The 13046-nt window shown below is 34.7% G+C and carries 7 protein-coding genes; 6 read left to right on the forward strand and 1 reads right to left on the reverse strand.

The features are described 5' to 3' along the window. Window positions 1-6: 6 nt before the first annotated feature. Entirely contained in the window at window positions 7-3051 is a 3045-nt protein-coding gene (locus tag Q4597_RS15755; RefSeq protein WP_303407051.1) for a TonB-dependent receptor, read from the reverse strand. Between the two features lie 1155 nt (window positions 3052-4206). On the opposite strand from Q4597_RS15755, the gene Q4597_RS15760 reads away from it, so the two are divergent. From Q4597_RS15760 to Q4597_RS15785, 6 genes are all read left to right on the forward strand, one after another. Beyond that, window positions 4207-5598 carry an exopolysaccharide biosynthesis polyprenyl glycosylphosphotransferase gene (locus Q4597_RS15760; RefSeq protein ID WP_303407052.1) on the forward strand — a complete coding sequence of 464 codons (1392 nt, stop codon included), beginning with the start codon at window positions 4207-4209 and terminating at the stop codon, window positions 5596-5598. An 87-nt stretch (window positions 5599-5685) separates the two neighbouring features. Next, window positions 5686-6507 (forward strand): polysaccharide biosynthesis/export family protein, encoded by an 822-nt coding sequence (locus Q4597_RS15765; protein ID WP_303407053.1) that lies wholly within the window; start codon window positions 5686-5688, stop codon window positions 6505-6507. Between the two features lie 96 nt (window positions 6508-6603). Beyond that, on the forward strand, window positions 6604-9120 hold the full coding sequence (locus Q4597_RS15770) for a polysaccharide biosynthesis tyrosine autokinase (RefSeq protein WP_303407055.1): 2517 nt from the start codon (window positions 6604-6606) through the stop codon (window positions 9118-9120). Window positions 9121-9288: 168 nt separating this feature from the next. Further along, window positions 9289-10563 (forward strand): O-antigen ligase, encoded by a 1275-nt coding sequence (locus tag Q4597_RS15775; protein ID WP_303407057.1) that lies wholly within the window; start codon window positions 9289-9291, stop codon window positions 10561-10563. Continuing rightward, window positions 10563-11918, forward strand: coding sequence for a lipopolysaccharide biosynthesis protein (locus Q4597_RS15780; RefSeq protein WP_303407059.1), 1356 nt, complete (start codon window positions 10563-10565; stop codon window positions 11916-11918). Before Q4597_RS15775 ends, Q4597_RS15780 begins: the two co-directional genes overlap by 1 nt. 99 nt (window positions 11919-12017) lie before the next feature. After that, window positions 12018-13025 (forward strand): DUF354 domain-containing protein, encoded by a 1008-nt coding sequence (locus Q4597_RS15785; protein WP_303407061.1) that lies wholly within the window; start codon window positions 12018-12020, stop codon window positions 13023-13025. Window positions 13026-13046 lie beyond the last annotated feature (21 nt).

Here is a 13046-nt window from a genome sequence, read left to right on the forward strand (position 1 = left end):
ATTTTTTTAAAAACTTAATTGAACTCCTAGCATAAACTGGCGAGCAATAGGGTAGTTGCCATTGTCCACACCTCTTTGAAATAGACTATCACCACCTACTTCAGGATCATACCCCGTATAATTCGTAAAAGTAAAAGGGTTTACAGAGTTTAAATAGAGTCTTATTTTGTCTACTCCGTAGTCTTGAGTGTTTGGAATCGTATACCCTAAGGATATGGACCGGATACGTAGGTAAGTTCCGTCTTCTAAGAACCAATCAGAAAACCCTCTTACATTAGAATGGCCTTCATTTTGTCTAAATGTTGGAATGTCCGAGTCCGGGTTTTGTGGTGTCCATTGGAAAACTTGATCTTGATGGCGCCCACCTATATAGGCTAGGTTTTTATTACCATTGTATACTTCAGTACCATAAGCCATATAGCTTTGTACGGATAAATCCCAATTGTTATAATCTAGATTTAGATTTAGACCGGCTTCCCATTGTGGAATACCAGAACCAGAGAATACACGGTCATTGTCATTAATAGCTCCATCTCCATTTACATCTTTAAAACGTAAATCACCTAATTGTGGAGAGCTAATAGCACTTAAATCTAACTGTTGGTATTCCGTCAATTCTTCTTCGGTTTTAATTACACCATCGTTTTGTAACAGGAAGAAAGAACCGGCCGGATTATTTAAGGCTAAGAAGGTTGTGTTATCTCTATTAATAGTTCCTCCGGACTGCCCAAGTGTTTTACCATTTAAATTGGTGATTTTATTATCATTAAGAGTCCATGTTCCTGATATGCCAAAGTTTAATTTGTCTCCTATTTTTCCTTTGTAGTTAGCTGCAAACTCCACACCTTTATTTACCATGTTACCAGCATTAAGGGCTACACTACCGTAAGTACTTTGAGCACGTGGTTGCCACAAACCGGAAGAAGGAGCGGTCTGCTCGTTAATTAGCATGTCTTGTTTATCATTTTTATAGACATCCGCAGTTATATTTAATTTGTTTTGAAAGAGACCCAGCTCAAAACCAATGTTTTTAGAAACAGTTGTTTCCCATGCCACATTTGGATTGGCATATCTACGTTGAACTTGACCGTTTACAAGATTTTCGTCCGTTCCAAAAGGGTAATTAACCCCTGCTTCTATGGATGGAATAAAGGCATAATCCGGTATTCCATTAAAGCCTGTTTGGGCCCAGCTTCCTCTAATTTTTAGATTGTTAATGGCATCTACATTAAACCATTTTTCATCAGTAACATTCCACCCGGCAGAAAATCCATAGAAGTTACCATATCTTGTTTCTGGGGAGAACTTGGAAGAACCGTCACGTCTAAAACTTGCCGTTAATAAATATTTTCCATCATAGTTGTACTGTAATCTGGCCAATTTACCGGCAAGCGTATAACCGTTTTGGAATTCATTAGGGGATTTAGGGTCCGCACCTGCATTTAATACTTGAACATCGTTTGATGCGTCATCGGCAAATACAGTTCCTACGTTAAGACTTCGCCACCTATATTTTTCATAAGAAGCGGCTCCTAAAAGATCAAAGTTGTGTAGCCCAAAAGATTTTTTATAATTTAAAATATGCTCAATGGTTTCTCTTTTGGAGAACCAATAGTTATAGTCTAATTCTGCGTTAAGGGTAGAGGCTGCAGGACTTAAATTTCCATTTCTATCTAAAGCAAGGTATTGTGGCTGAAAGAACTTTCTAAAATACTGTCCCTCATTACGACCTAAATTTAATTTATAACTTAAGCCATCTAAAACCTCATATTCTAAATTAAGAGATATACTATTGCTCTTATTTTCTCTTTCATCAATATTATCTAATTGCCTTGAAAGAAAGCCATAGAAGATTTCATTGGCAGCAGATATGAGTACGGTATTTTCACCAGTTCTATTTATTTGATCAAAAGGAGCACTATGCGGTACATTTTGTATGGCAAAACCGAATAAATTCCATGGTTCTTGTTTTCTGTTTTCAGTAGTTAAACTAGCAGAACCAAAAGCTTTAAATTTACCCTTGGTAAATTGTCCCGTAATTCTGTTTGTTAACCGGTCAAAATCAGAACTTATTAAAACCCCTTCTTGTTTGTAGTAAGTGGTGTTGAAATTATAAGTCAAATTTTCTGCACCGCCAGATAAGTTGAAAGAAACGTTTTGAATTATAGCATTGTCATTTTGAACTTCATCAACAAAATTCGTATCCCAGTCCAGTGCGTTTGCATCCAATAAAAATGTCTGTGGCTCATCTCCTCCTACTTCTGCAGTAGTTTCTCTGTTATAGAGAAAATCTACCGTATTGGATAAGGGTGTTCCTGAAGTAATGTTTTGAATCCCGGTAAAGGTATTCAGGTCTATTTTCATTTTACCTTTCTTACCTCTCTTGGTTGTAATTAGGATTACTCCACCAGCTGCACGAACCCCATAAACAGAAGCCGAAGCACCATCTTTCAGGATATCTATGGATTCTATTTGTTCTGGTGCAAGGTTAGGATTTTCTTCTTGAGGAATATTATCTACCACATAAAGGGGCTCTCCGCCATTTATAGACACCAAACCTCTAATTTGAACGTTGGCAGCTTCTCCCGGACGTCCACTAACAGCTTGAATGTTTACCCCGGAAACTTTTCCTTGAATGGCGGCTCCAATATCGGATACAGGAATTTTAACCAATTCTTCGGACGCGACTTGCGCAACGGCCCCGGTTACCTCTTTTTTCTTTTGAGTTCCATACCCTACAACAACCACCTCCTCTAGAAGTTGAGAATCCTCTTCCATAGATAGGCTTATAGTTTTGTTGTTGGCAGAAACCGAACGTTTTTCGGTTTTGAAACCTAGGTAAGAGAACACCAATGTTTCACCCGCTGAGGCGGTAATTGAATATTTACCGTCAAAATCTGTTACTGCACCCTTGCTAGTGCCTTCTACAACAATAGAAACACCTGGAAGCGGAGTTTTTTGTTGGTCTGTTACAACACCTGAAATGGTTTCTTGTGCGTACGCCCAGCTTATTCCTAACAGGAAGTAGAGCAGAAGGGCGCTCATTTTCATAAATCTTGGTTTTTGTCCTTTCATAATAATGAATTAGGTAGTTGGCATTTTAACGACAATAGTAATATGTCATTGAAATGGATTAAGTATTTAATTATTGAAAAAAATTCAGGTATAAATTTATCAGATTATGAATTTGGGTGATAAAATACGTCCTCAATAAAAACTGGACATAGCTTTTCTATTTTCAAATTATTTATTGGTTTTAACTGAACTCTGAGGATATTGGGAGAGTTTCAGAACGTGTTTTGTAGGGGTGAGCAATTTTTATGAAGTCTACATTTTCATTATGGAAAAGTTCTAGGGTAAATTACCTTATTCCTGTATTCTAGGTTGATTTCAAGGGGTGTTAAGAACCAAAGGAGCTTAAGGGTATTTGCTGAGATAACCAGTTTGTTCAGGTTTTGTTCAGCTCTTAAACTTAAATGAACAAGATATTTTTACCGTTCAGATATTGCTGTACAGGTAATGAATGATTATAGCATAATTCATAGAAAAAGTATGTAGATATCTATTGGGGAAATGTTAATCATGACAATTAAAGTAAATAATGGCTAAAACTTTTGGATTGTCCTTTCCATAATGCTCGGTCTATTACAAACAGTGGAGTAGTAGCCAGTTATCTTTATTGGAAAGTTATAGTCATTTTTAAGAGGCTTATAGTATTAGATAGAACTAGCGGGTTCTTGTGATTCTGGACATTTCTAAAGATGAAAATAAGATTCAAGAAAGAAAGTGAACCTTGAATATTTGCGTCTTATAAATAGCATACTGTAGAATAATACTGTAGAATAATACTGTAGGAACATCCTGATTTTTCATTAGTGAATTTATTTTTGGTCTAATAGTTTGACTAATAGTTAAATAAGTGTGTTAAATATGCTATCTTGTTTCGGTTGGAATTTTGCGTAGTACCCGTTCTGGAATTTAAGGAAACTGTAGCGAGATATTTGTCATGTTCGAATTCAATACACTAAATATCCATTAAAGTTTTGTCTAATAAAATGTCGATTGACTAATATTTAGGTCAATTGCCGCAGAAGATGTGATATTCGTGAAATGTTAATTATTTGATTCATATATTTGGCCGCTGTTGGACAAGATGCTAGTTATAGGATTGATTTTATAAACTATTAAAACCGACATAATCCCCCCATGAATTCAAAAAATAGATTTATTCTAATAAATTTACTTGCCTTTGAGTTTGTTCTGCTCAATGTGGTTTTGACCATATGCTTTATGTTCAAACTACCAGATTTTTCATTTAGCGATACAGCTATTCTTTGGAATATGGTTCGTTTAATGGTTATTTACAACGTTACATGGTTGGTAATCATTATGTACATACGTAATAGTGAGTTCTATTTTAATCCGGATTTTGGGTACTTTAAGAGCATTGTAACTTCCTTATTTTTCTTCGTAGGTTTTGTTATGAGTGTGGTTATATTATTGAAAATCAGATACTTTGCTAGGTCTACGTTTATTATTCCAATTTTTATTTTTTCATACCTTAATCTGGTTAGCCATAAATACTTACTGAAATATTTGAAAAAAAGAGCTTCTCATCTGTTCTCGGACACTTTGCTTATAGGTTCAGGTTATGATGAAAACAATATTCAGAGCTTTACCAATGCTATGACCCAGTTTGGTTATAACATCATGGGGTACTTGGAGAATAAACAGAAGAAAGCAAATAATATTCTTGATTTTAGTGTTTTTGGCAATGTTGATGATTTATCTGAAGTATTAACAAACAACCGTGTGGACGATATTTTCATAGCGATGGCCGGAATGAAACATGAGAAAATCATGGAAACAATTCAAATAGCGGACAGTTTTGGGGTTCGGGTAAAATTGATCCCTAAAAATCCATTGCTTAAATCAAAGAATTATAAAGCAGTTACCATGGGTGACCTTGCTGTTTTTAAGCTAAGGGAGTCGCCTTTAGATCATTTTAGCACAACAATTCTAAAACGTTTATTTGATTTTTGTTTTGCTTTCATAGTGTTGGTGTTGTTGTCTCCAATTTTCTTGATTATAGCAGCTTTAATTAAAATTGATTCAAAGGGCCCAATCTTTTATACTCCGTATAGGAAGGGTGAGGCAGGTAAGACTTTTAAATGTTACAAGTTCAGGACTATGTCCGTGACCGAGGACCCCTTACATGGAGCGAAGTCCACAGTTGTGAACGACCCAAGAATTACGCGTATAGGTAAATATTTAAGAAAGGGAGATTTGGACGAATTGCCACAGTTTTACAATGTGCTGATAGGTGAAATGAGTGTGATTGGTCCACGGCCCCATAGAATTAATTTACAAAACGACTTTAGGAAAAGTGTAAACTATTATATGGTGCGGAGTTATATTAAGCCAGGTATTACAGGCTGGGCACAAGTTAATGGTTGGCGAGGGCCTACTGTAACCGACGAGCAGAAAAATCAACGGGTAAACCATGATTTATGGTATATAGAAAACTGGAGCCCTTGGTTAGATGTGAAAATTATCTTCTTAACACTTTTTGGAAGTCATCATAAAAAAGCTTTTTAGTTATAGTCTTTTCCATGTGATGTTGAACCAAGATTGACAAACATGTTAGTTCCAATTAAAAAAATAGACAAAAGTAAACTTTGCAATATGGTAATTAAATCAAGTATAAAAAACTCAGGGCATTTCTTTTTGAAAAGTGTATATGGGGCTTTATCCTTCAAGCGAATTAGTGTAGTTCTAGTGGCGTTGGTAATGACATCTTGCTATACAACTAAAGGTGTAAATTACCTTCAAAGCCCGGATAGTGAAATGACCATAAAATTGCGCCCAACCGAATATGGTGTTCAGCCAAATGATGTGTTAGATATAAAGGTTCAAAGTAGAGATCCGGATCAGGCGGCATTTTTTAATATTAGTACAGTTGAAAATAGAAATTTACAGGCAAACCCAGCGTCACTATTTTTAAATGGATATACTGTTGACAAAGAAGGTAAAATTAATTTAGCAATAGTAGGGGAGCTTGAAGTTCGTAATTTAAGAGTAGAGGAAATTAGGGATATCGTACAGAAGGAAATAGACAAATATCTGCTAAATGCTATTGTCTCGGTTAAACTAACTAGTTTTAAAGTTTCGGTCTTAGGTGATGTTAAGAATCCCGGCACCAACTATATTTATAATAATCAGGCTACCATATTTGAAGCGTTAAGTGCTGCGGGAGATTTAAACATTTCAGCTAAGAGAAAGAACGTAAAATTAATCCGTCAGAAAGGAGATAAATCAATTGTGGTTGATTTGGATTTAACAAGCCCTGAAATTATACGATCACCCTACTACTTCTTGCATCCTAATGACGTACTGTACGTAGAAACTTCTAAGGAGAATCTATTCCAGAAAAATTTAGGTGTGTTCAGTCTTGTTTTATCTGCAATATCAACTACTATATTGGTTCTTAGTTTTAATTCAAATTAATTTTTAAAAGTCTTATTGCTTGAGGTTATAATTTTGCGTAAGAAGGCGGTAGCTCATTACGGTAATTGAACCTCAGGAAAAAATAATTTTATAAAAATGAAAGAGCAAAAGAATAATATGGTTAATACTCAACAAGAGATTAACCTAAAATTATTTTTCCGAAAAATATATAAGAACAGAATGTTCTTCATGGCAAGTATTGGTTTTTTTGTAATCTTGGCATTAATTTATATTGTACTGTCCACGCCTGTTTACGAGGTTTCTACATCTGTGTTGGTAGACTCCAAGGGCAGGAATAGAGCCTTAGGGAATAGTAAATATGTTGAGGGGGGGGTTAGTTTAATTGAGATTGAAAAAAATCTATATAATGAAATTGGGATTTTAAAATCTTTTAGTTTGATTAAGCAGACTATTGAGGATTTAAATTTCGACGTTACCTATCACAAGAAAAGTTTTTTTTCCGAAAGTGAAGAGTACGGATATTTTCCGTTTGAAGTAGAACTAAATAGGGCTAAACCTCAGCTTTTTGGAGTGCCTTTTGAAATAGAGTTGCTTACTGATTCTACTTATGAACTTAAAATTGATGCCGATGATTTTTCTGTGTCGAACCCTAATAATGGTACGACAAGAGATGTGAAAAGGAGGTTCAAGTTTTCAGGGGAGTTTAAGTTTGGAGAGTCTGTAGAGCATGAGTTTTTTTCCTTTAGCTTAAGCAAGCCCGAGTATTCAGTAAATTTGGAGGATTTTGATGGAGATGACCTAAGTTTTGTAATTGGTGACGTTGAAGATGTAGCCAAAAGCTACATGGGTAAAATTGAAGCAAATAATATAGATTTAGAAGCTAGTATATTTAAAATAGTATCTGTAGGTCCAATTGTTAGTAAAGAAGTTGATTTTTTGAAAAAATTGACCGAAAACTATGTGCAGAACGAACTTTTTTCCAGAAATGAGATAGCGGCGGGTAAAGAAGCATTTATTAGAAATCAATTAATGGTTATTTCTGACTCTTTAACAAAGTTTGAAGTAAAGTTAGAAGCTTTTAAAATTGATAAAAAGGCGGTAGACCTAGGGGCAACAGCTTCCAATGCTTTGGACCAAACCAATAATTTACAAGTTGAGGCGGCCAAGATTAAAATGAATATCAATTATTATAACTCCATTATCCGTAGTGTTAGGAACAATAAAAATAGGGATGAATTTATTATGCCATCGGGTATTGGTATTGAAGACGCATCTATCAATCAAAATATTCTTGAGTTAAAAGAGCTTTATGCAGAAAGATCAAGAAAAAAGTTTTTTGTTACGAGTAATAATCAAGAAATGACCATTCTGAACGGTCAAATTCAAGAATCTACCGAAATTTTACTTAGCAATTTAAAGAGTGCGGTAAGGTCTTCACAGGCGGCTTTAGGGGGGATAACTTCCCAACTATCGAGTATAGATGAAGAAATAAGTTCTCTGCCTACAAGAGAGATACAACTATTAAATATTCAACGTCAGAACACACTTTACGAAAATCTATACAAGTATTTGAGTCAGGAATTGGCTAAAACGGGTATTGCAAGGGCAGAAAGCACATCTGATACTAGAGTTCTTGATGAGGCTAGAATGGAAGGTAATGGTCCCATTGCGCCTCAAAAATCATTGCTAATGGCATTGGCAGTCACTATGGGGGCTTTGGTACCCTTGGGAAAATTAGTGTTTTTTCCTGAGGAAGAAGTTATTGAAAATGCACATCAAATTGTCGCTAATAGTGAGATGCCCATTATTGCGAGCATAGTACATTATGATAATGGGCCTTCTAAAAAATCATATACCGTACCTTATGTTAATTTTAATGCGGAGAAATGGATAAGGAAATTTAAGGGGGCGAATACGTTATTAGACTATGTTAATGAAAGGTTTAAACCTACTGATTCTTATTTTGAGGTATCGCTTTGGAAACTTAAAGAATCTTTTCGTGATTTAAGTACAAATCTTAAGCTGGTGAACCCTAGTAATAAAGGAGTCATTGGAATAACCTCAATTATGCCTGAAGAAGGTAAGACTTACAGCGCTATCAATTTGGGTATAACACTTGCTGAAACGGGTAAAAAAACCATCATAGTAGATGCGGATTTAAGAAACCCTAGTTTGGTAGGTGAAATTAGTGAGGTAAAAGGTCAGGGCTTATCAAATTATTTAAAAGGAGAAATAGATGAGGTTAAAAAGATTATCTATTCTCATAAGACCATTGATAATTTAAAATTTATTCCTACTTCGGTAATAGAAGGTAATGTACACGAACTACTTTCGGGAGATAGAATAATTACGTTAATAGAAAATCTTAAAGAACAATATGATTATGTAATTCTTGACACTCCGGCGGTTGGTTTAGTTTCGGACTTTTTACTGCTTTTGGATGTGATGGACATTAATTTGTTTGTTGTGCGTCGTAACGTTTCTAAGATTAGCTTTTTGAGAGATTTAGAAAATTTGATTCCAAGAGAAAAAAGAAAGAAAAGTTATATAATTTTTAATGATGCGTTAACAGACAACCATAAATATGGTTATAGGTCAAAGTATGGTGTAAATGAAGAAGAGCAACTGGTTAGCGACTCCTTAAAAGTTTAAAAATGAATACTGTAACATTTTGGTTCTTAAAATATGAGTAAGTACGAATCTTATTTTAATTTTGAGTTAAGCCGGGTAAATTTCCAGCATTTTTATTTGTATTTAATAATTTCTGCGCTAGTAGCTGGTTTTTTGGTGCTTAAAAGTCAGTCAAAATATAAGGTTGAAATGTTTTTTTTATCGTTCTACCTTTTGTCCGGTAATTTGAATACACTGCTGATTTTTAAAATACCAGGTGTAAGTTTTTTTGAGATACAGCCGGTCCGTTTTATTTATTTGATGCTTCTGTTTTTGATAATTAGGAAAACTTGGTATTCTATCGGTAAGTCAAAAGCATCTTTTGACCGTAAAGTAGCTTGGTTTGAAATTGCACTTTTTGGTTATGTATTCTTTCTTTCATTATCAGCTTTGGTAAATATTGCAGTTAATGAGGCCCTAAAGACAATACTTGATGCAGTTGCTTTCATAATTATAATGTTTGGATTACGAAAAATAGAAGATCAGCCTTCGTACAATATTATCGGGAAATCTATGATAATAACGGGGGTGTTCACGAGCATTATCAGCCTGATCCAGTTAGTGAATAACCCATATTTTATGCGAATAGGGGATAATCGCAGAGCATTTGGTAGTTTAATTAGGTCCAATGGTATTTTTAGCGCAGAATATTTAAACTCTTATTACCTTATAATTGCAATTGTATGGGTGTTGACAACAATAAAGAATAAAATGTTAAGAATAGGGTTGGTTGTTTTGTTCTCCGTTGGAGTTGCCACGTCCTTTATGCGTATGAGTTGGTTACTCCTTATCTTAATATTGTTAGTATACTTTATAGTAGTCAATAGAACGGCAATTGAAAAACTTTTGTTTGCAGCAGGAACGTGTATTGCAGTAATTCTTGTCATTTTTACTATTTACTCTAATGATATTATGAAAAGTTCACTTGTTCAGGATCGGTTGAATGATTCTGTAGACTATAGAAAAGGGTACTATACTATGGTGTTGGACAATATACATAAACGGCCTTTTTTAGGTTTTGGAGATTTAAAGAACGAGGTGTATTATGAGAATTTGCTTCTAATTACCAAGGATAGGGATAGGGCAACAGCAGCAAGTGGTAGTCTTCATAGTGGATATTTTTCGAGTTTGTTTAGATATGGTATACCGGCTTTGCTATGCTTTACATTGTTTACAACTCTATCCGTTAAATATTATTCCACATTCTTTGGTAAAAACTTATACTATATGATTCCTTTTGCTGTAAGTGTTATTTTCATGATTGGAAATATGACAAATAGCTTTCTTTTTATCTCCTACCTTTCCGTTTTATACGCGATTCATATAGGTATAGGAATGGGTACCAAAGAAATTGACGAACAGTCTCTCATTTATACAAAAAGTAAAACCGAAGTGTTGTCAGCTAGACCCAACGAATCCTTATAATGTTAGAAAAAGTAAAAACGCTCATAAAAGGCGGTGGTGCTAGATCTGCTCGAGCTAAGAAAAATATTCTTCAAACTATTATAGTCAAGGGTCTTGGGGTTTTAATAGGTTTTCTTTATTTCCCTTTGTCCTTAGATTACCTTGGGACTGAGAAGTTTGGGATTTACCTTACTCTTCTTTCAATTGTTGATTGGTTTCTGAATTTTGATGTTGGTATTGGGGCGGGGCTTAGGAATAAATTTGGAGAGTCCGTAGCGGTGGGAGATGATATTAAAGCTGTGCGCTACGTAAGTACCGCCTATTTTGTTTTAGGAATTATTATTTCAATCGTAACCTTGGTACTTCTTGTGTTGAATTTTGCATTACCCTGGACGGATTGGATCAATATTTCCCCAAACCTTAAAGAAGAGGTAGTAATACTAGGAGCCATAATAATTGTGGCTTTTGGGATCAGGTTTGTGGCCCGTAACGTTTATGAAATTTTCTTTGCTACACAGCAAATGGCTTACGTAGAGTTTTTTACTTTTATAACTAAAATTTCCTTTCTTGTTTTAATCTTGGTTATACCTTATGTTGTCAAAGATTCACTTTTGTTGTTTGGTACTGCTAAGGCCTTAACATTTGCTTTAGTTCCTCTTGGTGTTGGGCTTTTCTACTTTAACAGAAAGTTCCAAAAATTTAAACCACATTTAAAGGAAGTTCGCAGGGATTATTTTAAAGATCTCTTTTCTTTGGGATCTAAGTTTTTTCTTATAAAAATAGCTATGCTCATTATTCATCAAACCAATAATATGCTTATTGCTGGTTTGGTTTCTCTTGAGGGAGTTCCCCAATATGAAGCGGCTTATAAATACCTGTCTATTTTTATGCTCTTGTTCGTTATAATGAACAATCAACTTTGGCCCTCAAATATAGAAGCTTATGCGAAAGGAGAGTTTGATTGGATGAAAAAGTCAATTAGGACTGTAATGAAGGTATGGTTGGGTACCGTGGCTTTGGCTACGGTCATGGTCTTGGTTTCGCCCTTTGTATATAGTTTTTGGTTGCAGCAAGGACTGGAGGTGCCTATGGAAATTTCAATTGTGGTAGCTGTTTCAATATGTCTTACTACATGGGTCAATATGTTTAACATTGTATTGAACGGAACCGGTAAAATTGCGTTGCAGATGTACGCTTGGCTCTTTGCGGCGTTGATTAATATTCCAGCCTCTGTTTTTTTTGTAAAAGTTCTTGATTTGGGTGTGGTGGGAATTGTTTTAGGGACTGTGGCAAGTCTTGTTCCGTTAGTTATAATTTCACCAATTCAAGTAAGTAGAATATTATCAAAAAAAGATACTGGTATATGGGCCAAATAACACCTTATAGCTGGTATTTTTTTTAATGAATTATTGATTGAGATCAAGTAGGTTTTAGAGAAACACTATGATTAGGTTATTGAAAAAGAAAAGTAAAAAATGAAAAAAATTTTAATTGATATTTATCACTTGCCGCAATACAATTTATTCAGAAATACCATTAGAAGTTTTGACCCTTCTGAAGTGGATATATGTTGTGTTAACAGGGGTAAGCTGTTGCCTATAATGAAATATGAATTGCCTGAATACAATATTATCAGCATAGGAGATTATAAACATAACAAAGGAATGTTTACAATGATCTTTAAGATTATTATTCCTAGGATTTTTACTTTGTTTAAATTAATCAAAGCTTCGAAGTATAGATATGTAATCACGGCCCATTATCAAGCAAACTTTGTGGCCAAACTTCGCGGGATTCCCAATGTTGCCTTTATAGATGACCCTAGAAGGTTTGTTTTTCCTCTTTTAAAGTTTTCAGCAGATGATGTGTACTTACCTCCTTTTGATCAAAAATTTGAAGGGGTTAAGTATTTTAACGCATTAAAAGAATGGTCTTATTTATCCCCTAAATATTTCAAACCAACGGTTTCTGTTTTGGATGAGTATGGTCTGAAAGCTAAAAATTACATTTTTATAAGAGAAGTGTCTACGGAGACCTCTAATTATCTATCTCAAAATCTAGGGGCCATTTTATCCGTAGCGGATAAGTTTCCCGAAAATTTAAAGGTGGTACTTTCTTTGGAAAATAAGGAATTGGTAAATCAGTTTCCCAAAAGTTGGATTATTTTAAAAGAGCCCGTAGAAGATATTCATTCGTTAATGTATTTCAGTGAGGTTGTCATTTCTTCTGGAGATAGTGTGGCTAGGGAAGGGGCTATGTTAGGTGTGCCAGCAATTTATGCCGGTATTCGTGATATGCCGGCAAATGTTATAATGATAAAAAAAGATATGCTTTTTAAATTAAATCCATCTGAGATTGTTGAGACGGTTTCAAAAATCCGTAATGGGGAAATTTGTTTTCCGTTGCAAGATGTTTTTAGGCAGAAGCTTCTAAAAGAGTGGGATGATGTTACCACGCTTTTATTGAATAAATTAAAAAAATAGTAATTATTGAAAATTAATTTG

The organism is Zobellia sp. 1_MG-2023 (assembly GCF_030549125.1).
In the GTDB taxonomy this organism is placed as follows: Bacteria; Bacteroidota; Bacteroidia; order Flavobacteriales; family Flavobacteriaceae; genus Zobellia; species Zobellia russellii.